This window comes from Salinispora oceanensis, assembly GCF_000383575.1.
GTDB lineage: Bacteria > Actinomycetota > Actinomycetes > Mycobacteriales > Micromonosporaceae > Micromonospora > Micromonospora oceanensis.
Genome location: NZ_KB911579.1, coordinates 5,327,140 through 5,350,756, shown reverse-complemented (window position 1 = coordinate 5,350,756; position 23,617 = coordinate 5,327,140). Strand labels below are relative to the sequence as shown.

Below are 23,617 nucleotides of genomic sequence, written 5' to 3'. Positions count from 1 at the left end.
GTAGCGTCTTCCCAACTCGAGGTCGTGTCGAGCCGTTGGCGCACATCGATCAACTCGACAGCGTCGTTTTCGTCTGCCGGCAGCGCGCGCCGGACGACGAGGCCGATCTCGTGGTCGGGCGCGTCGAGGTTGTCGGAGAGCCAGAGGTCGAGGTCGTGCTGGTCGACGGCGAGGTCGTCGCTGGTGCGGGCGAGGTGCCACGCCCGGGCCAGTTCCAGTCGTTGGAGTAGGTCCTGCTTCAGCGCGGGCGCCGGCGTCCAGCAACCGACGGTCAGGGTTCGAAGCGGTCACCCGAGCGCGCCTATTCTCGCGTTAGGTTCAAGGTTCTGACGATCGTCATCGGGGGTGGGGTAGCGGTTCGTGTGGCCCCTCGGACACGAACCGAATCCCAACGGTGCGCGGTAAGGTCAACACTTGCCCACACCGTTTGCGTGTCCGGGGTGTACGACAGGTGTAGTCCGAGCTATGGCGGCGAGGTTCGATGAACAGCGCCCCGCAGCGAGACAAACGGGTTCGCTGGCGGCAGAACGGTGGTCCTGCCTCGGCATGGTTCGGGCAGCGCGCCGCGGAGAGTACGCGGTCACCGACCCTACGCCGGAGAAAGCGGATCGGCCACCGGCCAAAGACCATCCGCACCATGCCGCAGCGCATGCTTGCCGCTCACCGTCGGTGGGTCGGCGGAGCGGGGGAGTCCCACATCCGGGGGGTGGCCCCAGGTCAACGGGTCGCCCGCCGTCCCGCGGCTGCCTACGGTCGGGGCGCGGTGCAGGGTCGTGCGACGTCGGCGGACTCCCGTCCGGCGCGACCGCGGTGCCGTTTCGTGCTCAGCAACGGCTCGCTCAGCAGGAGGGCCACGGTGGCGAGGGTCAGCAATGCGCCCACGAGGAACGCACCGCGGACCTCGAATGCCGACAGCACGGCACCGCCGACGAATGCGCCGGCTGCGACGCCGACGTTGAAGGCGGCCGAATTCGCGGTGAACCCGAACTCCGTACGCCCGGGACTCACGTGCAGGATGCGCGCCTGGGTGGCCGTGAAGATGGGTGCGGCGGAAAGCCCGAGCAGAGCGAGGGCGGCGATGACCACGGCCTGGTTGCCCGCGTACTGGAACAGCACCAGCATCGCGGCTGTCTGCACGCCGACCGCGATCACCAGGCAATTGCGCGGGTGTCGGTCGAGCAGGTGGCCCAATAGCGCGACGCCGATGATTCCCGCGCCGCCGTAGACGAACAGGAGTGGACCCACCATGCTTTCCGGGAAGCCGGCGTTCTGGGTGATGAACTCGCCGATGTAGGTGAAGCCGGTGTACAGACCGGTCATCGCCACCGCCGTGGTGAATAGCACCACGAAGAAGTGCCGGCGGTCCGGGGCCGAGCCGTACGCGGCGTGGCTCTCCTCCGGTCGGGTGGTCGGCAGCAGCACGGCGATGAGGGCGGCGATGATGAGCGCGAGGACGCTGAGAATGATTTGCCAATCGACCGGTAATTGTGCGGAATGAATCGGTCGAATCGGCGCCGGACGCGATTGCCCAAGTGTGCGCGGCCGGGCTAATTTCGCTGGAAGAAGTCTCCCTGGCTGGAGGGAATGGTGGCCGCACCCGTCGGAATTCCCGCGGCGACGCGGATCCGGAGCAACGTGCCTGGCTGTCCGGCACGTTCGCCCGGCAAGGGCTGACGGTGAGCGACACCAACCTCGATCAGATGACGATGACCTGGTCGAAGTTGGAGGCGCTGGTCTCGATGCTGCCCGACCTTCCGGTGGGCGTCGCACCGTTCCGGGTGCCGGCGTGACCCCGCCGCCCCGGCCCTGCAGGCCACCCACTGATGGGGGTGGTGCCGGCCTTCGAAGCCGACATGCTCGGCACCCTGGAGCGCACCTTCGCGCCGAGTACGGCGACTGCGTCGCTTACCGCTTTGGTCCGCGCCGGCCGCGGAGAGTCGGGTTCACCGCGGTCGGCGCCTTCCACCCCGACGACGTCGCCCGCACCATGCTGGACACCACGGTGTTCGCAACCGCCTGCTGCGCGATGTCCGCCGACGCCTGTTCGCCATCGCCGACCGGACGGGCCGGTCCGGGCCCGAATGACCGCGCGGGAAAGGATCACGTCCGGGGCGGGTTCAGTGCAGGGGTCAACCGTGCAAACGACACAGTCGAATCATGACAACACGGGGATTGGCATTGGGTTCCCGGATGGACAGGCTGATGTCATGAAAGACGTCGTCATTGAGGTGAACCAGCTGCGTCGCAGCTATGGGCGGTTCGAGGCGGTCCGGGGGGTGTCTTTGGCCATCCGTCGCGGCGAGCTGTTCGCGCTGCTGGGCACCAATGGCGCCGGCAAGACGACCACGGTCGAGGCGCTCGAGGGGTTGCAGCGGCCGACCTCCGGCGAGGTGCGGGTGCTCGGCCTGGACCCGATCGCCGACCGCTCCGCGGTGCGTCCGCGGACCGGCGTGATGCTCCAGCACGGCGGTTTCACCGGCGCCCTGACCGTACGCGAGACCATCGAGTCCTGGCGTGCGCTCATCGTCCGTCCGCGCACCACCCGCGACATGCTCGAGACGGTGGAGCTGGCCGACCGGGCCGACGTCGCCGTCGAGCAGCTCTCCGGCGGCGAGGGCCGGCGGCTGGAGCTGGCGCTGGCCGTGATGGGCCGGCCGGAGGTGCTCTTCCTCGACGAGCCGACCGCCGGCATGGACCCGGCGTCGCGGCGCCGCACGTGGGATGTCATCCGCGAGCTGCAGGCGGGCGGGACCACCATCCTGCTCACCACGCACTACCTCGAAGAGGCGGAGGTGCTCGCCGACCGAGTGGCGATCATGCAGGGCGGGCACATCGTGTCTCACGGGACGCCCGAGGAGGTGGTGCACACGCTGCCGGCGCGGATCACGTTCCGCATACCGGAGCGGTCCGACCTGCCCGACCTGCCGCACGGCACGCTCTCGCTAGACGGCGATCGCGTCGCCTACGAGACCCGCGACCTGCAGGGCGACCTCTCTCGGCTGCTGGACTGGGCCAAAGCCGCCGGAGTGCGGCTGTACGGGCTCTCCGCGCGCCCGGCCACCCTCGAGGACGTCTTCCTGGACATCGCCGACGAGCACGCTCACGCCGGTCACCGACTGGAACGTGGGAAGTCCGATGACCACCGTCACGACAGATCGGGCGGCGCGGCCGTCCTGGCAGATGCTCGCCTTGCTGCGCATGGAGCTGCTGGCGCTGCGGCGCAACTGGACCGCCACTACCCTCTCCGTGGTCACTCCGCTGCTCATCGGGCTGCTATTGACCAGCGGATACGGCGGCCAAGCGGTCTCCGGGGTGCGCCGGGCGGTCAGCGTGACCGCGCTGATCGTGGTCTTCGTGGTGCACCATCACTTGACCACCGTTTACGCCTCGCGCCGGCAGGAGAACGTGCTCAAGCGGATGCGTGTGGGTCTGCCGTCCGACAGCACCATCCTGCTCGGCACCGCCAGCAGCACCGTGCTCACCTTCTTGGCGCAGACCGCCGTACTGGTGCTCTATGCCATCCTGGTGCTCGACCTGCCGGTACCGCGGCACCCGCTGGTGATCCTGCTTGCACTGCTGCTGGGAGCCGCCGTGATGGCCGTCTTCGCCGCGGTACTGTCCGCGGTCACCCGCAGCTCCGAGGCCGCGATGCTGACCACCCTGCCGTCCATGGTGATCTTCCTGGCCACCCCGGGTGCCCTGCTGCCGCTGGGCGCGCTACCGGCGCCGATTGAGCGGGTGCTGTGGTTCCTGCCGACCGGCCCGATCACCGAAATGCTGCGCGTCGGGTGGCTGGGACAGACCGACGGGGGCCGGGCGCTCGGCTTCTGGGACAGTCACCTGAACGCGCTGCCCTCGGCCGGTGTGCTGCTGGTGTGGCTGGTCATCGGTGCCTGGCTGACCCGCCGGTTCTTCCGGTGGGAGCCCCGGCACGTCTGATACGCCGCCGGCCCATGGTGCACCATGGGAGAGGCCCAGACGAGGTGAAGGTGCGGATGATATGAGTGACGACGGCGTCGGGCCGATGATCCGGGTGCTGCTGGCCGACGACGAGGATCTGATCCGGGCGGGGCTCGCCGCCCTGCTCGGTTTGGAGCCCGACATCGAGGTGGTGGCTGAGGCATTCGACGGGCGTGGCGCGCTGACCGCGGCCCGCGCCCACCGGCCGGACGTCGCCGTGATCGACCTGCAGATGCCGGCCCTGAACGGCATGGAGGTGTGCGCTGAGCTGGCCCGCGTCCTGCCGGGTTGCAAGGTGGTGATCCTCACCGGACACGGCCGTCCGCCGCATCTGCATCGGGCGCTGACCGCGGGTGCCAAGGGCTTCCTGCCCAAGGGCGCTCCGGGCGGCACACTGGCGGAGGTGATCCGCCGCGTGCACGGCGGCGGGCGCTACGTCGACCCGGCGCTCGCGGCCGACGCGCTGACCGCCCCCGAGTGCCCGCTGACCCCTCGCGAGCTGGACGTCCTGCGGCTGGCTGAGTTGGCCACGCCGGTCTCCGAGGTGTCGCGTCGTACCAATCTGTCGATCGGCTCAGTCCGCAACCACCTCTCCGCGGCAGTCAGCAAGCTCAAGGTGGCCAACCGGGCGGAGGCTTTCCGTACGGCGCGAGACAACGGGTGGCTTTGATCCTGGGCCGGCAACCCGGAGACCCGACCGCACCGCCACCAGGTCCTACTGTCGACCGGCGGGGGGCCTACTCGGCCTGCGCCGGCAAGGTAGACGACAACGAGCGCAAAACTGCGGTAGCGACAGGGAGATACCGGTCAGGTGCGTCACTGCTGTCTGGCGGCGGGGGAAAACCACACAGGTTAAAGATCAAGTTCGTAGTCCGCCCCCTCAAACTGTCGGGAGTGGCCGATATGATGGCGGGACTGTCACCCGAGAGGGGGCTCGTTGCGGGTAGCGGTCACTGGTGCCAGCGGTATGGTCGGCACGGCACTCGTTCAGCACCTCCGCGCCGAAGGCCACGAGGTCCGGCGCGTCTCGCGGCGGCTGCCGACGCAGCCCAGCGAAATCCAGTGGGATCCGGCCGAGGGACGGCTGGCCCGGGCCGACCTCGCCGACCTCGACGCGGTGGTGCATCTGGCCGGAGCGAATATCGGTACGCTGTGGACCGCCAAGAACCGGGACCGGATCTATCGCTCCCGCATCGACGGCACCAACCTGTTGGTGGCGGCTCTCGCCGGGGCGCGGTCGGCACCGGTCCTGGTCACCGCGTCGGCGATCGGCTACTACGGCGATCGCGGGGACGAAGAGTTGACCGAGGAGAGTCGGCCGGGGGACGGATTCCTGGCCCGGCTCTGCCAAGACTGGGAGGCCGCTGCGGCGCGGGCCACCGAGCACGGTTGTCGGGTGGTGCAGACCCGGCTCGGGGTCATCCAGGCCCGCGACGCCGGCATGTTGGTGGCCATGCGGCGCTCCGCGCTCGTCGGGCCGGTGGTCCGCTTCGGGCACGGGCGGCGTCACCAAAGCTGGGTGGCACTCGAGGACGTCACGCGCGCCATCACGTTCGCGCTCGCTACTCCAGCGCTAGCCGGCCCGCTCAACGTCACCAGCCCCAACCCGATCACGAATGCGGCGTACGCGGCGACGTTGGGGCGGATCATGCGGCGCCCGGTCATTCCCGTACCCCCGCTGTTGCCGCGGATCGCGCTGCCCGGTGTGGCCGACGAGCTGCTGCTGCAGAGCGCGAAGGTCCTGCCACGGCGATTGCTGTCGGCGGGGTTTCAATTCCGCTACCCGACCCTCGACGGCTGCCTGCGAGCGCTGCTGTGACTAGGCCACGACACCCCTTCCGGCTGAGAGGCTACCGGCGGTCGCGACCGTACGGGGACCGAGGTTAAGGACTTCGATACGCGAACCCCCAGCGCGGCGCTGACGCGCCGCGGCCCGTTCGGCCGGCGGGTCCTCCACGGCGTGGCGCCGCGCGCCGTAGGTCGCAGCAGGTGATATCGGCCCGCGCGCGCCAGCGCTCAACGAGGTTGGTGAAGGGAAGAGTCCGATAGCGCCGACATGATGGCTCAGGCGCGCTGTCGAATCGCACCAACCACCAACAAGATCGCGCTGGGCAGATAGAAAAGGCCCACCGAGGCCGCACCGAGGATGACGCTGATGCCGAGCACCGAGGCCGAGGCGATCGCCACCGGCCGCCGCGCGCGCCTTGGCGTGACCAGCGGGGCGGCGGCCACCGCCACCGGGATCAGAAGCAGGGCGGCCGCATCCCAATCGGCGACCTCTAGCAAGCTCTCTCGGTCCGTGGTTTCCACCGTCCCGGCGGGCTGGCCTGCCTCCATGGGCGTGCCGACGACGGTGCTCTCGGCGCCCTCGACCAGCGGTAGGAACAGCAGCGCGGCGCTCACCGTCATCGTGAGTAGGAAGGCTGCGAACAACCAGCGATTGTCCGAGACGGTGAGCGACCATCTGCGGTTGCGCGTAACGGCTTGCTGAGACATCCGCGTCTTCTCCGCTGTCGTTGTCGTCCTGGCTCCGGCGGTGCCGCCGTGCAACGTGCTGCCGACTTCCCGATGCTATCGATGTTTGCTTCTCTTGGGCAGGTTCCCGCTCACCGTCCGGTTCCTTCACGGCCGACGCCACGGGGCAGTGGCCGGCGTGGGTGCCTGTGGAGGCGGTGGGACGGCGGCGACAGCGGAATCGCTGCGCGGAGTCAGCCTGCAGGTGCCGGCGGGCACCAGCCGTGCAAACGGCCGGGCCGACCGTTGCCGGCCTATCGCTGACGGGTGCCCGAGCACTTCATGCGTACCCAGGAGGGCATCCGAGCTGGCACGCCGAGACATGGCCAGATCGAGGCGGGAAGGTCGGCGACCACCAGCCCTCGGCCGCGGTGGGCGAGTCGGTCGATCAGTCGCCGCAACCGGGCCACAAAATGTCCAATATTGATCGGAGAACGTGGATTTGTGGTATGTGCTCTTCCGGTAGCCGCCAGTCGCTGGACGCCGGCCGCCTGCGCGGCGTCGCGAGGGCCGCCGCGGCGACGGGTGTCGCGTTGTCCCGCAGATGTCGGACATCATATGCTGCCGATGGCTCGACGGCCGATGTGATACGCGCTGCCTGGTGCGGGGCTCGATATTCGCGGGAACTTCACGTAAGACCTGGAAGGTGGCGAGGATGAGAACGCTGGCCGCACTCGCTTACAGCAAGAGGAAGGCCATTCTCTACATATCGGCCGCTTTGTTCGTAGTTGCTGGTGCCGTCGGTGGCGGAGTAATTCCGATGCTTTCCGCCGGCGGCTTCACCGACTCCCGGACGGAGTCTGCGCGCGCGAGCGAGTTCATCCAGCGGGAGTTCGGCACCGGCGCACCCAACCTGATCCTGCTCGTTGTTGCCGACCAGGGCGTGGACGATTCCGCTGCGACGCGGGCCGGCACGGAGCTGACCAGCCGGTTGGCGGCTGAGCCGGGCGTCGCCGAGGCGACGTCCTACTGGACGCAGCAACGCCCTGCCGCCCTGCGCAGTAAGGACGGCGACCAAGCCCTCGTCCTGGCCCGGATCGAGGGCGACGAGGACGAGGTTGACAGTCGGATGGAGGCGCTCGGCGAGCGCTACAGCGGCGAGGTGGACGGGCTTCGGGTGCAACTCGGCGGCGCCGCCGAGGCGAACCGTGAGATCATCGAGAACACCGAGCGCGACCTGATCAAAATTGAAGCAATCACCTTCCCGATCGTCTTTGTCATTCTCATCTTCGTGTTCCGGGGCCTCGTAGCGGCTTTCCTTCCACTGCTGGTGAGCGGCCTGACCATCGTGTCGGTGCTTCTGGTGATCCGACTGTTGACCACGTTCACCGATGTCTCGGTGCTGGCCACCAACGTCGCGACCGGCCTGGGCCTGGGGCTAGCGATCGACTACAGCCTGTTCATCCTCACCCGCTACCGCGAGGAGCTACGTCAGGGTGCGGCGATGGACCGGGCCATTTCGGCGACGCTGGCCAGTGCGGGACGCACCGTGGTGTTCTCCGCCATCACCGTCGCCCTTTCGCTGAGCGCACTGCTGATCTTCCCGTTCGCCTTCCTACGCTCCTTCGCCTACGCCGGCATCCCGACGGCATTGATCGCAGCGCTGATCACCATCACGACCCTGCCGGCGTTGCTGGCCGTGCTGGGCCCCCGCGTGGACAAGTTCCAGATCTTCCCGCGTCGCAGCGAACCGGATCCCGAGCAGGGCTTCTGGCATCGACTGGCTACGTCGGTAATGCGGTTTCCTATCCCGGTGGCCGCCGTTGTCATCGTCGTGATGCTCTTCCTCGGTGCCCCGTTCCTCGGGCTGCGGATGGGATTGGCCGACGAGCGGGTTCTGCCCCAGGACGCCAGCGCGAGCCAGGTCGGGGCAACCCTGCGCGAGGACTTCTCGTCGATGGATTCGCAGCCACTCAACGTGGTGCTGCCCGACGCTCCAGCGAGTGCCAATCGCGCCTCCGCAGTGACCAGCTATGCCACGAGCGTGTCGCAGCTGCCTGACGTGGCCCGTGTCGACACGATGACCGGGAGCTTCGTGGACGGTACGCGGATGACCGAGGCGACCGTCCGGGCGACGCGCTTCGCGACCGACAGCAGCGTATACCTGGCCGTCACGCCGTCGGTGGACAGCAGGTCGACCGAGGGTGAGCAACTGGTCAAACAAATCCGGTCACTGTCCGCGCCGTACGAGGCGCAAGTGAGCGGACCAGCGGCCGAACTGGTCGACTCGCTCGACTCCCTGTATTCCCGGATGCCGCTGGCACTGGCGCTCATCGCGGCCAGCTCGCTCGTGGTGCTCTACCTCTTCACCGGCAGCGTGGTGATTCCGCTCAAGGCCATTGTGCTCAACTGCCTCAGTCTCAGTGCTACCTTCGGCGCGCTCGTCTGGGGTTTTCAGGACGGTCACCTCGAGGGGATCGTCGGCGAGTTCGAGGCCACGGGCGCCATCACCTGGACGGTGCCGATCCTGCTCTTCTGCATCGCGTTCGGCCTGTCCATGGACTACGAGGTATTCATTCTTTCCAGGATCAAGGAGGAGTACGACCGCACCGGCGACAACACCCTCGCCGTGGCTCGTGGACTGGAACGGAGTGGCCGTCTGGTGACCGCAGCCGCGATCCTCATGGCCGTGGTCTTCCTCGGGTTCATTATCTCCGGCATCGTCTATCTGAAGGCCATCGGTGTCGGTCTGGCGTTGGCGATCCTCATGGATGCGTTCCTGGTCCGGGGGGCACTCGTGCCCGCCTTCATGCGACTGGCCGGTCGGTTCAACTGGTGGGCCCCCGGACCCTTGCGTGCTCTGCACCGCAGGATCGGCATCAGTGACTCCGATGGTGACGGCCACACACGGCAAGTCGCCCGCAGGGTCCAGCCAGGCAAGTCCGTCCCTGTTGCCAGTGAGTCTGAATAGCTGTCGTGGTCGGTCGGGGTCGCGGCCGATCGGTCTTTAGGGCCTGGCGCGGGCGGTGGTGTCGGTCCGGTGCGGCACGCTGATCGCGCTGCGCCGGCCCGTCGTGGTGAGCAGCAGCGATGGGAAACCGTCGTACCCGTGGCCCTCCCTGCCGTCGGTAGCCAGGTACTGGGTAGGTGGGTGGCCATCCCAGAAACCTTGCTGTCGACGACGCCTTCGGATGCTGGGGCGGCGCGCAGCTTGTCGTGATGGCCGAGGCCCGTGGGTTCGCGGCCCTGCCGACCTCGGTCCGTCTGCGATGAGCGACCTGGACCTGGGCCGCGTCGCCGAGGGCGACCCGGGCCGTCGATCAAGTGTTCCGTGACTCCCCGCAGTTCGTCGACGAGCGCCTGTGCGCCGCGATCGGGCGGGAGGCGGTATCAAGGTGGAGACGGTCAACCCGGTCGGCAGCTTCAAGGGGCCGCGGCGCGTCGTACCTGGCGCATCGGGTGGGCTAGGCTCACCATCCGAAACGCCGCCGGTTGATCCACTCACGGCCCCGTTCGGGTCCTGCGCGGATCAGTCCTCGTTGTCGACCAACCCCGCCTCGTAGGCGAGAATCGCCGCCTGCACGCGGTTCTTGGCGTTCAGGCGGAGCAGGATCGTGCTGACGTAGGTCTTGACCGTGCCCTCGGCGAGCCGGATCCGGTCGGCAATCTCGCTGTTGGACAACCCCTTGACGAGCAGGGTGAGGATCTGGGCCTCGCGCTGGGTGAGGCTGCCGATTCGCTTGCGGGCGGCGATCCCGCGGGCCATCCGCCCGCCGGAGACCTCGGTGATCAGCCGTTCCACGACCTTCGGGGCGAGGTGCGTCTGGCCCTTGGCCAGCGCGCGGACGCCGGCGATGAGGTCACGGGGGTCGGCGGCCTTGAGCAGGAAGCCCGGGACATCCTCGTCCAACGCCCGGGCGACGAGGTCGTCCTCGGAGAACGTGGTCAGCAGGCCCACCCTGGTCTCCGGCACTTCATCACGCAGCAGGGCAGCGGCGGCCAGCCCGTCGAGACAGGGCATCCGGATGTCCAGCAGGGCCACTGTGGGGCGGTGGAAACGGGCGAGTTCGACGGCGTCCTGCCCGTTCTGCGCTTCGGCCACGACCTGGATGTCATCCTGCGTGGACAGGATCGCCTTGACGCCGGACCGGAGCATCAACTCGTCGTCGGCCAGCAGGACGGTGATCACAGCGGCGCCTCGCTCGTCTCCCGAGGATCCACCACCGGAGTCACGGCCGGGTGAGCCGGTCCAGGGTCACCAGGGTGTCGCCTGTGTAGCAGAGCCGGAACATGTCAGTAGAGATGACTAGGGGATTGCGGTTGGTCAGATAGTACTCACAGTGCGCGTCGGCCGGCGCCGGTGGCTCGATCAGCACCGGTGGGGCGCTGCTGATGCTGCGCCGGGGGAGTGATCCGGCGAACTCGTCGCGGTGCTGCCCCACCCGAAGTCGGTCGAAGTCCGCTGGGCTGAGCGCGGTGTTGACGACCGTGAGCAGGTGGTAGCCGAGCAGGACGGCCCCGAGCGCACCGAACGCGGCGACGGGCAGCCCGGCGGCGGCCATCAGCCTTCGCCGCATCCGCCGCTCCGCCTGGGGCAGCCCGAGCGGGGGTCCGGCGGGCGGGTCCGCCTGGTCCGGAAGTATCCCGTCGCCGGTCGGCTCGGGTGCGATCCGGCGGGCCGGCGCGGACCGTGCTCCGATCGGCAGCTGGGCGCTGATCTCGAAGACGCCGTCGCGGGGCCCGGCGCTCACCGTACCGCCAGCCAGGCGTAGCCGCTCGTGCAGGCCAAGCAGACCCTGGCCGGAATGCGGACCGGCGACCCGTGCCGAGGTCGCCGGCAGTGGATTGGTGACCGCTACCGTTAACTCGTCGGCCGTGCGGTGGAGCCGGACGGACACCGGGAGCCCGGCTGCGTGGCGGGTAGCGTTCGTGACCCCCTCCTGCACGACGCGGTGCAGTGCGTGCGCGGCCATCGGCGTGAGGCCGGAGGCTCTCGGGTCGCTCGCGATGGGGAAGGTGGCATCGCCGACCGCGCCCGCGGTCTCGTCGAATTCGCTGAGCGAGATCGGGACTCCGAGGTCACGCGCTCGGGCGACGAGGTCGGCGACGGCGGCGTCGATGGCCACCCCGTCCCCGTCACGAAGCATGGTGGTGATCTCCTGCAGGTGCTCGGTGGCGGCCACGGCCGTGGCCCGCAGCTCGCCGGCGGCACGGCGTTGCCTCTCGTCCAAGCCGTCGTCAAGTTCGAACGCGCCCGCTCGCAGCGCGATGAGACTCAGCTCGTGGCCGAGCGAGTCGTGCATCTCCCTGGCGATCCGGGCCCGCTCGCGGGTACGCGCCTCGGACGTGCGGGTCCGCTGCTCACGGCGCAGCTGGCAGGCGCGTTCCCAACCGGCGTACGCGAGGTCGGCCCGCAACCGCCGGTAGCGCCCAGCCAGCCACGGCACGGCGGCGGCGCCGAGCACGGTGAGCGCCATGCTCAGCCAGCGGCTCGGTGTCCCGGTCAGGGGAGCGATCAGCAGACCGACGGCCAGTGTGCCGCTCAGCCCGACCAGGGCACTGCGATGGTCGGCCGACCGGCGTCCGGCCAGGTAGCCGATGATGATCATGAGGGCGATCGGCCACTCCGGCGAGCCGCCGGCGTTCACGAGGTACGACGTACCGGACAGGGCGGCGAGGGTAAGCGAGCAGGCCGGCCGGACCCGGGAGAGGGCGACCGCGCCGACGATGAGGACCGGCGCCGTCGCGTACTCCCAGGGGCGGGAGGCCAGGCTCTCCGCGTCGGTGGCCAGCACACCGAGCAGGCATACGTAGAGCACGGTGTCGACGAGCCGTGGACTGCTGCGGAGACGATGCGCGACCGTGCGGATCCGACTCGGCGCTCGGGTGCGGCGCGGGCGTGGCTTGTCCACGGCAGCGATGCTACAGAGGCCGATCGAACGTGTTCAAAGCGCGCAATCCGGTTACGGCGCACGGATGCCGCCGTGACCTGCGGATTGAGCCAACCGACGGGCGCATCCCCCGACGGGCAAGTCACCGCCACCGACGGTCACCCTTTCTGGGTCTGCCCTCCTGGCTACGAGATTGGGCGGGGCCGAGGCGGGATCGCGGAAATCTGATGCTGAGGCCGTACGAGCGCACCGAGCGGAATTCTCACCGGCCGCACCGGGTCCGTGCGCCGGGCTTCGAGGACGAACCACAGGGGCATCTCCACCTGGCGGTACGGACCCCGCAATGCGTGGGTCCTTCTTCCGGACGTGGTGGCGGGCGTTCCTCTGGGCGGAACCGGAGGAGTACGAGGTCCAGGAGGGTCGAATGGGCCGCGGCAGAACGGGCGGCGCTCCGGGCGATGCTCTATGACACCGACTGTGCATGTGGCCAAGCCCTTGGCCGCCACATTCCTAGCCACCACGAACGCTGCCAGTGAGCCGAGCGGATCAGCGAGCCGCTCACGCGGCGTCTGTCTACGGGCCGGGTCGGTGGCCGTCACACACCACTGGCGTACGTGAGTAGGTGCGGTGCCCACACGTCGAGACCGGGAACCTGATGCCCGACGATCTTGGCTGCTTCGTCGGCGCGACGCAACGTCACCGCGTCGGCCGCTGCCGGATGGGCGAGAAATTTCTCCTGCTCCTCGCTGGTCATCACGGAGCCTTGCCGCAGCAAGCTCAGCCGGCTCGCCTCCGACAGCTCGTAGTCGGACTCGGTCGAGGCGAGGTAGCGCTTCGCCGGGACGTGCAGGGCGACGAGGTCGGCGACCCGTGGGCCAAGGACCGGGCGGACGACGTCAGCGCCGACCCGGGCATGGTCGGGGTCGTCGCCAACGGCGTGGCCTATGTCGTGAACCAGTCCCGCCAGTTGGAGCCCGAGGTCGTCTGGTCTGTCGTTGCGCAGGACGGCCGCGCACTGCAGCCCGTGTGCCAGCAGGTCCACCGGGTCTCCCAGCGGTGGGGGCGCGTCGTACACCCCGTCGAGCCCGGCGAGGAAGGCCAGCAGACTTTCGGCGTCAACCACGGCATGCATGGCCGGCACCCTACCGGTGGTCCGCCGCTCTGAGGCGCCGTGGGACGGGTGCCCAAGGTGCCGGCGATGATGGCGAACCGGGTCGTGCGGGCCTGCGCTACCCGGCCGGCTTCCAGGGTGGGCGGTGCGCCCCTGCGGGTTAGGGTCAGCCGGTGTTTGTCGAGGCGGTTCGTGAGGGAGTGCCCGAGCATGGTCGGGTTCCCAAGTATTTTGTGGTCAAAAGCCGACTGGTTGATCTCCTGGCCGAACTGGGGGAGGGCGCCCTGCTGCCGCCGGAACGCCAGCTCGCTGCGACATACGGGGTGGCTCGCTCCACGTTACGGCAGGCGATCTCCGAGCTGACCATGGAGGGACGCCTGCGCGCGTACCGTGGACGCGGCACGTTCGTCGCCGCTCCCAAGCTGTTCCAGCCGCTTGGCCTGCACAGCTACACCGAGGCGCTACACACGATGGGCCACCAGCCGAGCCGTCGTGTGGTCATGATCGACCGTCAGCCCGCCGGTGACTCGCTCGCGGCGGATCTGGGCGTAGCTGCCACTGACGAGGTGGTGCACCTGGAGCGGGTGCTGCTTGCTGATGGCGAGCCGTTGGGGCTGGAGAGCACCTACCTGCCGGTGCGCCGGTTCGCCGACCTGATGACTGATTTCGACGGGACCGGCTCGCTCTACCAGCACATGATCGACCGGTACGGCATTCGCTATGCCGAGGCTACCGAGCGCATCGAGACCGTGCTGGCCAACCCGCGAGAGGCGATGCTGCTCGGCACGAACCCGGCCCAGCCGATGCTGCTCATGCAGCGGGTCTCGGCGGACCAGGACCGGGTGCCGATTGAACGAGTCCGTTCCCTGTATCGCGGTGACCGGATCGGGTTCGCCACCCGACTGCTCGGCTGACCTGGGTTTCGTTCGACCGACCGGGCACGCGCACCGATTGCTGCTAAAGGTACGAACCTTTCGGGCTCATTCACCGGCGCGTCATCCTCCCTGCATCTGGAGGTCAAGGCTCTCCCCAAAGCTGCTCGCTGAGCAAGGGAGAGAACATGCGAATGATCATCGTGGGCGGCGGAGTGCTCGGCACCATGCACGCCTGGCAGGCCATCCGACGCGGCCACGAGGTGCTGCATCTGGAACGGGAAAAGGAAGCGCGCGGCGCGACCGTCCGCAACTTCGGCCTGGTCTGGGTTTCTGGACGCGCCAGCGGTGCCGAGTTGGCGACCGCCCTGCGGGCTCGCGAACTCTGGGAGGAGATCGGCACCGAGGTGGCCGGCATTGGCTTCCGAGCCAACGGGTCACTCGCCGTCTGTCGAACCCCCGAGGAAGTCGCCGTCGCCGAAGCCGCCGCGGCGGCTCCCGATGCCCCGGCCCGTGGATTCAAGCTGCTCGACCGGGACGAGACGCGGGTGGTCAACCCGGCCCTTGGCGGCGACTTCGCCGCCGCCCTCTGGTGCGAGCGCGACGCCGCCGTGGAATCCCGGGTGGCGTTGCCGGCACTGCGTGCGGCGCTCGCCGCCAGCCACCGCTACCAGTGGTTGCCTGGCCGGGAGGTGCGTGACCTCAACGATCGCGGAGTCCGGGACGACCACGGCGACGTGCACGTTGGTGACCAGGTCATCCTGGCCACCGGCGCGGTACTCACCGGGCTGGTCCGCGAACTCGCCCCCAACCTGCCGGTGCGCCGAGTCTGGTTGCAGATGGCCCAGACCGCGCCGCTCGATGTACCGCTAACCACCTCGGTCGCCGACGGGGACACCTTCCGCTACTACCCCGGTTACCGGGGGCCGCAGCTCGACGAGATGAACTCCGTCCAGCCGCAACCGCCGGTCGCCGCCGAACACGCCATGCAGCTGTTGATGGTGCAACGCCTAGACGGTGGCCTGACCATCGGCGACACCCACGCCTACGCCGAGCCGTTCGCCTTTGACCAGGTCGAGGAGCCCTACGAACACCTCGTCGAGGTCGCCTCGGCGTTGCTTGGCCGGCCGCTGCCGGCGATCCGGCGCCGTTGGCACGGCGTCTACGCCCAGTGCCTCGACCCGAACGAGATCGTGCAACGCCAACGGGTCAGCGACAACGGCGTCGTGGTCACCGGGCCGGGCGGACGGGGTATGACCTGCGCGCCGGCGATTGCCGAGCAGACCGCGAAAGAGCTGAACTGGTGAGCGCCCTGGTGGGTACGACGCGACTCGTCTGTTTCGACATGGCCGGCACCACGGTCGCCGACGACGGCCTCGTCGAGCAGGCATTCACTCGTGCACTGGATGAGGTCGACTCGATCGCCATCGGCCGGGACACTGCGTTGCGCTACGTGCGCGACACCATGGGTGAATCAAAAATCACTGTATTCCGGCATCTCAGCGGGGGCGATGAGGCGGCGGCCCGGAGTCTCAATGGTGCGTTTGAGCGGGCATACGAGCTACTCGTGGACGCCGGGCTCTGCGCACCGATCGCCGGGGCCGAGCAATTGATCACCAAGCTCCGTGCTGCTGGGGTGCGTACCGCGCTCACCACCGGCTTCTCCCGGGCTACCGCCGACCGCATCCTCTCCGCCCTGGGCTGGCAGGACCTAACTGATCTGACCCTGGTGCCGGCCGAGGCCGGCCGCGGGCGTCCCTATCCCGACCTGGTACTCACCGCTCTGTTGCGGCTGGGGGTCGATGACGTCCGGCAGGTTGCCACCGTCGGTGACACCGCCTCGGACGTGCTCGCCGGCCGTCGCGCCGGTGCCGCCATCGTCGCCGGAGTACGCACCGGCGCGCACGATACCGCCACACTGCGTGCTGCCGGGGCTACCCACGTTCTCCACTCCGTCGGCGATCTCGAGACCCTGCTTCTTCCCACCGACACCCCTGAGGAGTAATGGCCATGCGACGCCTCCCGCTAGCCCTCGCTACCGCCGCGGCGGCCTCACTCGCCCTCGCCGCATGTGGATCAGGCACCTCCGACTCCGGTGGGGCCGACAGTGACACCACCGTAACCGTCTACTCCGCTGATGGCCTCGGCGACTGGTACAGCAAGCAGTTCGTCGAGTTCGAAAAGCAGACCGGCATCACGGTGCAGATGATCGAGGCCGGTTCCGGTGAGGTCGTCTCCCGGCTGCAGAAGGAGAAGGCGAACGTCCAGGCGGACCTCGTCGTCACGCTGCCGCCGTACATCCAGAAGGCCGACGCCGACGGTCTGCTGCAGCCCTACACGCCGGCCGGCGCCGACCAGGTGACCGGCGTGACCGACACCTACGTGCCGTTGGTAAACAACTACCTTTGCTTCATTTACAACCCGGACAAGCTTGACGCCGCCCCGAAGACGTTCGACGAGCTACTCAGCCCCACCTTCGCCCAAAAGTTGCAGTACTCGACGCCCGGCCAGGCCGGCGACGGTACCGCCGTGCTGCTGCACCTGCAGCACCTCCTCGGTAAGGACAAGGCCCTGGAGTTCCTGGCGAAGCTCGAGGACAACAACGTCGGGCCGTCGTCGTCTACGGGCAAGTTGCAGCCCAAAGTCAGCAAGGGCGAGATCTACGTGGCCAACGGTGACGTCCAGATGAATCTCGCGTCGATCAACAACGACAGGTCCAACTTCGAGATCTTCTTTCCGACCGGTCCGGACGGCAAAGCCTCTACCTTGTCCATCCCCTACACCATGGGCCTAGCGGCCGATGCCCCACACGCCGATGCTGGCCGAGAGCTGGCCGACTTCCTGCTCTCCGCGTCCGCCCAGGAGCAGGTGTCCCAGCAGGCGTACGGGGTTCCGGTGCGCGCCGATGTCAAGCCCACCGACGCCCAATTCCAGCAGGTCGAGCAGGTGCTGCAGGGCGTGGAGATCTGGCCAGCCGACTGGGCCAAGATCCTGACGGAAATGGACGCGGACATCGCTGCCTACAACACGGCCCTCGGTCTGGCCTGACCGACCGCACCCAGTCCCGCCGCTGTCTCCGGTCCTCGCCAGTGCGGGCCGGAGAACGCGGATCCAAGGAGGAACACGGTATGACCGAGTCGTCGGCGGTCCAGTTTGACCGCGTCAGCGTCCGCTACGGGCAGGTCACGGCGCTGCGGGATTTCTCGCTCGACGTAGCCACCGGCGAGACGGTGGCCTTGCTCGGCCCCTCCGGGTCGGGCAAGTCAACCGCCCTGAAAGCGCTGGCCGGATTCGTCCGGCCGACCTCCGGTCGGGTCCTGCTCGCCGGCCAAGACGTCACCGGGGTGCCACCACACAAGCGTGGCCTCGGCGTCGTGGTGCAGCAGTATGCCCTCTTTCCGCACCTCACCGTCGCCGACAACATCGGGTTCGGCTTGCGTGCTCGGCGGATGCGGCGCGCTGAGTCAGCCCGACGGGTCGAGGAGATGCTGGAGCTCGTCGGTATGGAGCGCTATGGCCGCCGCTACCCGCGAGAGCTTTCCGGCGGACAGCAGCAGCGGGTGGCGATCGCCCGCGCGTTGGCGATCCGGCCGCCGGTGCTACTGCTCGACGAACCGCTCTCCGCCCTCGACGCGCAGCTGCGCGCTGACATGCTCGACGAGCTGCGTCAGCTTCGGGACGAACTCCCGGACATCGCGATCCTCTATGTCACCCACGATCAGACCGAGGCGCTCACTCTGGCACACCGGATCGCCGTCATGCGCGACGCCGAGCTACTCGATCTGGATACCGCCCAGGGCCTCTACCGACAGCCACCCAGCGAGTTCACGGCTGCCTTCCTGGGCGGGGCTAACCTCTTGCCAGCCACGGTTCGCGATGCCAACGGCACGGTCGACGTGGGCGCGGTCACCGTCAACGCTATGGCGCCTGGACCGCTCGTTCCCGGTGCCCACGTGCGGCTTGCGGTAAGGCCACACACTATCGGGGTACGTCGTGATGGGTCTGGCCTGGCAGCTGTCCTCACCGGCCTGCAGTGGCGGGGTGCGAACTATCGCTTGACCTGTCTTATCGCCGGGCTCGACGAGCCGGGCGGAGTCAGCGTGCATGCCGATGTGCCCAGCGTCGACGGGCTACCGCGGGTCGGCTCCCCGGTACGGGTTCGGTTGCCGGAGCATGGTGCCGCAGTGGTAGCCAGGGCGGGTGCCGCGTCAACCGCCGGAGACGCCGGCGAGAGCTTTCCGCAGAATTTGGCAGGTGTGGCGTGACCACCGCGGCCCTCGCCGTTGAAAGGCCCGCTCGCGCCACCCGGGTCTCGCCGCTGCTCTGGGCGCTTCCCCCGCTGGTGGTGCTCGCCGGTTTCCTGATCTACCCGCTCGTGCTCGTCGGCGTCCAGTCCGTGACCAACGAGGACGGTGTAAGAACATTGGAGACATGGCGCTCCGTGCTGGCCGCAGGTGAGTTTCACCGGGCGATCGGCAACACCGTGCTTATCGCGGGCGCCGCTACCGCTGGTTGCATCATGCTCGGCACCTTCTTCGCTGTGGTACTGGCGCTGGTCCCGTTCCCTGGTTCCGGTGCCGCTGCCCGGGCGGTCGACACCCTACTCGCTTTCCCCTCCTTCTTGATCGCGCTCAGTTTCACGTTTCTCTACGGTGCCGCCGGTGTGCTTCAACTCGGCGACTTCCTCTACTCACGGTGGTGCGTCATCCTCGCGGAGATCACCTTCTACACGCCGTTCGTGATGCGGCCGGCCCTCGCCGCCCTCACCCACCTGCCGGCGGAACGCCTCGCGGTCGCCGCCTCCCTCGGTGCTCGGCCAGGCCAGGTCCTGCGCCGCGTCGTGCTGCCGGAGATAGCCCCGGCGGTTGCCGCCGGTGGTGCGCTGACCCTGCTGTTGACCCTCAACGAGTTTGGCATCGTGCTCTTCATCGGCGCCAAGGACGTCATCACGTTGCCGATGTTGGTGCACTCCAAGGGCGTGGTCACGTTCGACTATCCGAGCGCCTGCGTGGTTGCCGTCGTCGAGGTCGCCCTGTCCGCCCTGCTCTACCTGCTCTACCGCCGCATCTTCAGACGTAAGGGAGCCCGTGGTGCTGATCTGGTCCCGTAGCGCCCGCTGGCCCATCTGGGCGCTGTTCGCCGCCGTCTTCCTGGTGATCGTGGCAGCACCGCTGGCGGTGTTGGTGGCTGCCGCACTGGCTACGGAGTGGAACGATGTCCTGCCCGGCGGCTTTACCGTCGCCCACCTGGGTTCCGCCCTGACCGGCGAGAACCAGGGCAGCCTCCTCGTCAGCCTGCAGACCGCGGCTGTCGCCGGGCTGGCCGCAGTGGCCGTCGGCACCTGGGCGGCGCTCGCGCTCGCCGCGGCACCCCGCTGGCTGCGTAAAGGCGCCGACGGGCTCCTGCACCTACCGGTTGCCATTCCATCGGTGGTGGTTGGGCTCGGGCTCCTGGTCGCGTACAGTCGACCGCCGCTGCTGCTCAACGGCACGCGCTGGATCGTGTTGATCGCCCACCTGGTTCTCGTCCTGTCCTTTTCCTACGCCACCGTGTCCAGCGCGCTGGCCCGCATCGACGACTCGTACGCCCAGGTGGCCGCGTCGCTGGGGGCGCGGCCCGCGCTGGTGCTTTGGCGGGTCCGCCTGCCGATGCTGCTGCCGGCAATGTCGGCGGCCGCCGCACTCGCGGTCGCGTTGTCGATGGGCGAGGTCGGTGCCACGATCATGGTGTATCCGCCGGATTGGCGGACGTTGCCGGTCACCGTTTTTACATTGACAGACCGGGGTCGGACGTTCGACGCAGCGGCGGCCACGCTGATCCTGCTCGGCGCGACCCTGGTGGCGTTGCTGATTCTCGGCCGAGTATCCCGCGGCCGGACGACCACCGGTGTCTCACCGTGATCGTCCGCGGGAACCATCGTGACCGCTCGGTCTAACAGCTCAGGAACACCTACCTCAGCATCGTCCGGCGGCACCGCCTACTCGGCGACGACCTTATCCGGCGGTGCACGCCGCATGCCGGGCGTGTCCGTGGTCAGGACGCCCCGGGACGGCGCGCGCGGAAGGCATGAAGCCAGTGTCGTATCTGCTCATCGTCGTGCAGGTGCGGGCCGTCCTTAGCGTGGCGCAGGTCGATTCCGTACAGCTGAGTCAGCGCCCACCAGACATCCTCGTCTTCTACACCGCCGCCATCCGGATCGGTGACCCACTGAGCAGCCCATCGGTCGACCTCGTCGCGTGACTGGCTTCCACCCAGGAGCGCCAGGAGTCTTGCCTCGATTTGGTCGCGACTCGACGGCGGGTGAGGACTCGAGGAGATCCGGCAACCTTGCCACATCGATCCACACGACGTACCGCTCTTGGCGCGACCACGCGCTCATCTGTCGCCGAACGAGCGCTGCCTTCGCGTCGCACATACCACAGTACTCTGCGGGCTTACTACCAGGCATGCTGATCATCGGGGTCTGGGGGTTGCGGCGGGGTGTACTGCTTCCAGGTGCCATCGCGGTACATGTACAGCCGGAAGTAGGACTCCTCCTGGTCCATCAGGAACACCTGCACCCGCTGGGGTAGCGCCAGGGCACTGCCCGAATCTGGGTGAGTAGCGCGTCGAGGTCCGCGTGATTCAGGGCGGCGGCCCAGACCTCGCACTCCGGGTTCTTCCCACCACCCCAGTGGTTTGCCTCTGGGTCGGTCAGAGTCGGTAGCGTGCCGACTCCCCGAGCCTGGTTGCCGTACACGTCCCGGCTGGCTTCGGCTCTCCGTGGCGCCTCGCGCTCCAGCCAGTCGTTCAATGACCGCACATTGCCGTGGTCCGCCATGTCAGCCTGAATCATCAGATTCGCCACCCAGCTCACCCAGCCAGGCTCCCACGACTTTGCGGCGCCGCACCATCCACGTTCGTTCGTCGAGCCCCTCATCTCTTGGGTGCTGCGGCAGGTCCGACCTTCAGGCGCTAGCGAAGGTCGGGCCGCGCGTCGTCCAAGATCAGGCGCACGGATCTGGCGATGTGCGCGCGTCCGGCTTGCGCTCCGTACCTACCTTGTGAGGTGAAGCTCAGTGCCGGCAGACGCTAGGTGGGCGGGCATGCAGATCATCGAGCACAGCATCATCGGGACCCGCTCTGCGGTGCTGCGCCTTCGGCGCCCCGGCAGCCAGTTGCAGTTCGTGCTGTTCCCCATGCTTCATGTGGCGAGCCCGGAGTTCTACGCGGCGGTGGCGCAGCGGCTCCGGCAGTGTGACCTGCTCGTCGTTGAAGGCGTCAGCGGACGCTCGGTACTTGCGTGGGCCATCACGCTCACCTACCGGGTCATACCGGCCAACAGGCGTTCCGGACTTGTGGTCGACAACATCGCGTACCGGTCGCTCGGCGTCGAGCTGATCAACCCGGACGTGACGACGGCGGAGTTCGCCCAGGGCTGGCGGGCCATGCCGCAGCGATACCGGCTTCTGATGTGGTGTGCCATCCCGATCGTGGCCGTCACCCAGTTCTTCGGCGGCACGCGGCGGCTGCTCTCGCCTGAGGTCGAGTTGAACGACCTGCCCAGCGCGAAGGACGAGAGGTACGCAGACGATGAGTTCGCTGAGCATTTCGAGCGCACGTTCGGCGGCGATCGGGATGACCGGTTGCTTGCCGTGCTGTCCGAGCTGGTGCGTACACGGTCGTCGGAACGGATCGACGTCGGGGTCGTCTACGGTGCCGGTCATGTGCCATCGATCGTGCGGGGACTCGCGGACCGACATGGCTACCGCCCCCGGACCGCCGAGTGGCTCACCGTGCTGGACGCGTGAGCGGCATCCTCATTGACCGCCGAGCGTGCAGAGCGGAGGCCGGTTGGATCAATAGGCCGGTTGACCACCAGAGGCCAGCCGGGCCACCGCCGCAGCCGGCGTGCCGTCGTAGTCGGGCCGGGCCACCAGCACCCGCCGGGCGCCGGCTGGGTGGAATCATGGAGCGGGAGCTGCTGGTTCCCCTGCCGACCTGATGTGTTTGCACGGTGGTCCGCGCCTGCGACCGTACCGGCGGATAGTCGCGGGCGTGCTGGCGGCTATTTTTCGGCTTCGTTCGACACTGCGGGGAGACGATGGACCGCGACCATCGCGATGATTGGCATGACGGCCAACGTGAGCAGTGCCGCGTGGAGGCCCGCACCGTCGGCGATCAGCCCGAACACCGGGGCGAGAAAGCCTCCCACGGACACCGCGAGTCCGAGTGTGACGCCGGAGGCGGTGGCTGCCCGCCCCGGTAGGTAGCGCTGGCCGAGTGTGACGTTCACCCCGAAGGGCAGGTAGCTACCGACACCGAGTATGGCGACCGCCATCCACGCGATCCACGGAAGCGGTGTCAGTGCCAGTACCACCAGGGCTGTAGAGGTGGCGGCGTACCCGAACCAGAGGGGCAGGGTTTCCCCCCATCGGTCAGCGACGTGGCCGCCGACGAGCGTGCCGATGAGGCCCGCTGCGAAGAACAACGCGAGCGAGTTGCTGCCCATCTGCTGGGTGACCCCGAACTCCCGGATGAATAGCAGCGGGAGGAACGAGGCGACTCCGACGATCACCGCGGAGCGTGCCGAGATCGACAACGTCAACCAGCCGAAGGCGCGCCAGTTGTCCCGGGCGGACGCCGCGTTGGACCGGGCCCGCTCACGGTCCGCCCACTCCGATCGACGACGCATCGCCAGGCCGCCCGCGATCGCCGCCAGGACCGCTGGTATGACCAGCCAGGGGCTCGCGCCGAGACCGAGCCAGAGGAGAAATGGCGAGGCCGCGACAGGGCCGAGCGTGTAGCCGACATTGCCGCCAAGGGCGAACCAACTCATCGCCGTCGCGGAGCCGCCCCCCACCTCCCGGACGGCCCGCGCGCTTTCCGGGTGGTAGGCGGCGATGCCGAGACCGGCGACGACGGCGGCGGCACACGACAGCCAGTAACCCTCCGTGATGCCGAGCAGGGCACATCCCACACCGGAGGTCAGTACACCAGCGGACATCATCCACGGTGTCCGATGGCGGTCCGCGAGAAGCCCCAGGATGGGCTGCACGATCGAAGACGACGCGGTGACCGCCAGCAGGAGCCCGGTCACCCCGACGTAGCTGTAGCCGTGGCGTACCGCGAGCAGCGCGATGATCGCGCTCGTCGCCCCTTGGTAGAAGTCGTTGACGATGTGTGTACCGGTTAGGACGGCGAGCTGACGAATCCGCGCGGTGGGCCTCCGCCCACCGGGCGACTTTCTCAGCACTGCAGGACAACCAGGCCCGCGATGCGCTCGTCGGCTCCGCTGTCAGCTTGAGGCGAGCATGAAGAGATCACCGCCGTATGCGATCTCGAAAATT

The 23,617-nt window shown here is 68.4% G+C and carries 22 protein-coding genes and 1 pseudogene; 15 read left to right on the top strand and 8 right to left on the bottom strand.

The genetic code is table 11. From position 1 onward, the window contains the following. Window positions 1-35: 35 nt before the first annotated feature. Entirely contained in the window at window positions 36-230 is a 195-nt protein-coding gene (locus tag SALPAC4_RS28075) for a hypothetical protein (RefSeq protein WP_019872674.1), read from the top strand. Between the two features lie 517 nt (window positions 231-747). Here the strand turns inward: SALPAC4_RS28075 and SALPAC4_RS25665 are convergent. Then, window positions 748-1,422, bottom strand: coding sequence for an MFS transporter (locus SALPAC4_RS25665; protein ID WP_019872673.1), 675 nt, complete (start codon window positions 1,420-1,422; stop codon window positions 748-750). A 401-nt stretch (window positions 1,423-1,823) separates the two neighbouring features. Here SALPAC4_RS25665 and SALPAC4_RS29040 point away from each other — a divergent pair. Then, window positions 1,824-2,627 (top strand): annotated as a pseudogene (locus tag SALPAC4_RS29040) (ATP-binding cassette domain-containing protein); the annotation flags it as partial. Window positions 2,628-2,942: 315 nt separating this feature from the next. Here the strand turns inward: SALPAC4_RS29040 and SALPAC4_RS28750 are convergent. Continuing rightward, complete coding sequence (locus SALPAC4_RS28750) at window positions 2,943-3,113, bottom strand: hypothetical protein (protein WP_223874846.1); 171 nt, start codon at window positions 3,111-3,113, stop codon at window positions 2,943-2,945. A 22-nt stretch (window positions 3,114-3,135) separates the two neighbouring features. Here SALPAC4_RS28750 and SALPAC4_RS25650 point away from each other — a divergent pair, with 22 nt between their 5' ends. The 3 genes from SALPAC4_RS25650 (at window position 3,136) to SALPAC4_RS0124630 (ending at window position 5,779) form a co-directional block, all read left to right on the top strand. Beyond that, window positions 3,136-3,939 carry an ABC transporter permease gene (locus tag SALPAC4_RS25650; RefSeq protein ID WP_019872669.1) on the top strand — a complete coding sequence of 268 codons (804 nt, stop codon included), beginning with the start codon at window positions 3,136-3,138 and terminating at the stop codon, window positions 3,937-3,939. A gap of 61 nt (window positions 3,940-4,000) precedes the next feature. Beyond that, window positions 4,001-4,630 carry a response regulator transcription factor gene (locus SALPAC4_RS0124635; protein WP_019872668.1) on the top strand — a complete coding sequence of 210 codons (630 nt, stop codon included), beginning with the start codon at window positions 4,001-4,003 and terminating at the stop codon, window positions 4,628-4,630. Between the two features lie 267 nt (window positions 4,631-4,897). Next, window positions 4,898-5,779 (top strand): TIGR01777 family oxidoreductase, encoded by an 882-nt coding sequence (locus SALPAC4_RS0124630; protein WP_027644789.1) that lies wholly within the window; start codon window positions 4,898-4,900, stop codon window positions 5,777-5,779. Between the two features lie 245 nt (window positions 5,780-6,024). On the opposite strand, the gene SALPAC4_RS0124625 is transcribed toward SALPAC4_RS0124630, so the two are convergent. Then, window positions 6,025-6,369, bottom strand: a complete 345-nt coding sequence (locus tag SALPAC4_RS0124625; protein WP_223874845.1) for a hypothetical protein — start codon at window positions 6,367-6,369, stop codon at window positions 6,025-6,027. An 865-nt stretch (window positions 6,370-7,234) separates the two neighbouring features. Between SALPAC4_RS0124625 and SALPAC4_RS0124620 the strand changes: the two genes are divergently transcribed. Then, a complete protein-coding gene (locus SALPAC4_RS0124620; RefSeq protein WP_019872665.1) occupies window positions 7,235-9,385 on the top strand; it encodes an MMPL family transporter in 2,151 nt (716 codons plus the stop codon). Between the two features lie 558 nt (window positions 9,386-9,943). On the opposite strand, the gene SALPAC4_RS0124615 is transcribed toward SALPAC4_RS0124620, so the two are convergent. From SALPAC4_RS0124615 to SALPAC4_RS0124605, 3 genes are all read right to left on the bottom strand, one after another. Then, window positions 9,944-10,603 carry a response regulator gene (locus tag SALPAC4_RS0124615; RefSeq protein ID WP_019872664.1) on the bottom strand — a complete coding sequence of 220 codons (660 nt, stop codon included), beginning with the start codon at window positions 10,601-10,603 and terminating at the stop codon, window positions 9,944-9,946. Window positions 10,604-10,643: 40 nt separating this feature from the next. Then, window positions 10,644-12,326, bottom strand: coding sequence for a sensor histidine kinase (locus tag SALPAC4_RS0124610; protein ID WP_019872663.1), 1,683 nt, complete (start codon window positions 12,324-12,326; stop codon window positions 10,644-10,646). A gap of 574 nt (window positions 12,327-12,900) precedes the next feature. Further along, window positions 12,901-13,437: an HD domain-containing protein gene (locus SALPAC4_RS0124605; protein ID WP_019872662.1), complete on the bottom strand. Its 537-nt coding sequence runs from the start codon at window positions 13,435-13,437 to the stop codon at window positions 12,901-12,903. Window positions 13,438-13,589: 152 nt separating this feature from the next. Here SALPAC4_RS0124605 and SALPAC4_RS0124600 point away from each other — a divergent pair, with 152 nt between their 5' ends. The 8 genes from SALPAC4_RS0124600 to SALPAC4_RS27840 all read left to right on the top strand — a co-directional run bounded on the left by SALPAC4_RS0124600 (window position 13,590) and on the right by SALPAC4_RS27840 (window position 20,528). Then, a complete protein-coding gene (locus tag SALPAC4_RS0124600) occupies window positions 13,590-14,330 on the top strand; it encodes a GntR family transcriptional regulator (RefSeq protein ID WP_027644788.1) in 741 nt (246 codons plus the stop codon). A 146-nt stretch (window positions 14,331-14,476) separates the two neighbouring features. Then, window positions 14,477-15,595: a TIGR03364 family FAD-dependent oxidoreductase gene (locus tag SALPAC4_RS0124595; protein ID WP_027644787.1), complete on the top strand. Its 1,119-nt coding sequence runs from the start codon at window positions 14,477-14,479 to the stop codon at window positions 15,593-15,595. Next, window positions 15,592-16,293, top strand: coding sequence for a phosphonatase-like hydrolase (locus SALPAC4_RS0124590; RefSeq protein ID WP_019872659.1), 702 nt, complete (start codon window positions 15,592-15,594; stop codon window positions 16,291-16,293). Before SALPAC4_RS0124595 ends, SALPAC4_RS0124590 begins: the two co-directional genes overlap by 4 nt. Continuing rightward, window positions 16,293-17,336, top strand: coding sequence for a 2-aminoethylphosphonate ABC transporter substrate-binding protein (locus tag SALPAC4_RS0124585; RefSeq protein WP_019872658.1), 1,044 nt, complete (start codon window positions 16,293-16,295; stop codon window positions 17,334-17,336). Before SALPAC4_RS0124590 ends, SALPAC4_RS0124585 begins: the two co-directional genes overlap by 1 nt. An 80-nt stretch (window positions 17,337-17,416) precedes the next feature. After that, a complete protein-coding gene (locus SALPAC4_RS0124580) occupies window positions 17,417-18,553 on the top strand; it encodes an ABC transporter ATP-binding protein (RefSeq protein ID WP_019872657.1) in 1,137 nt (378 codons plus the stop codon). After that, on the top strand, window positions 18,550-19,398 hold the full coding sequence (locus SALPAC4_RS0124575; RefSeq protein ID WP_019872656.1) for a 2-aminoethylphosphonate ABC transporter permease subunit: 849 nt from the start codon (window positions 18,550-18,552) through the stop codon (window positions 19,396-19,398). The genes SALPAC4_RS0124580 and SALPAC4_RS0124575 overlap by 4 nt, the downstream gene beginning before the upstream one ends. Further along, a complete protein-coding gene (locus SALPAC4_RS0124570; RefSeq protein ID WP_019872655.1) occupies window positions 19,376-20,188 on the top strand; it encodes an ABC transporter permease in 813 nt (270 codons plus the stop codon). The genes SALPAC4_RS0124575 and SALPAC4_RS0124570 overlap by 23 nt, the downstream gene beginning before the upstream one ends. Before the next feature lie 175 nt (window positions 20,189-20,363). After that, window positions 20,364-20,528: a hypothetical protein gene (locus SALPAC4_RS27840; protein ID WP_162562164.1), complete on the top strand. Its 165-nt coding sequence runs from the start codon at window positions 20,364-20,366 to the stop codon at window positions 20,526-20,528. A 304-nt stretch (window positions 20,529-20,832) separates the two neighbouring features. Here the strand turns inward: SALPAC4_RS27840 and SALPAC4_RS0124555 are convergent, their stop codons facing one another. Beyond that, window positions 20,833-21,135 carry a hypothetical protein gene (locus SALPAC4_RS0124555; RefSeq protein WP_223874843.1) on the bottom strand — a complete coding sequence of 101 codons (303 nt, stop codon included), beginning with the start codon at window positions 21,133-21,135 and terminating at the stop codon, window positions 20,833-20,835. A gap of 238 nt (window positions 21,136-21,373) precedes the next feature. Here SALPAC4_RS0124555 and SALPAC4_RS0124550 point away from each other — a divergent pair, with 238 nt between their 5' ends. Beyond that, window positions 21,374-22,078, top strand: coding sequence for a hypothetical protein (locus SALPAC4_RS0124550; protein ID WP_019872651.1), 705 nt, complete (start codon window positions 21,374-21,376; stop codon window positions 22,076-22,078). 257 nt (window positions 22,079-22,335) lie between these two features. Here SALPAC4_RS0124550 and SALPAC4_RS0124540 read toward each other — a convergent pair whose 3' ends face one another. After that, window positions 22,336-23,523 (bottom strand): MFS transporter, encoded by a 1,188-nt coding sequence (locus SALPAC4_RS0124540; protein ID WP_019872650.1) that lies wholly within the window; start codon window positions 23,521-23,523, stop codon window positions 22,336-22,338. Between the last annotated feature and the right edge of the window lie 94 nt (window positions 23,524-23,617).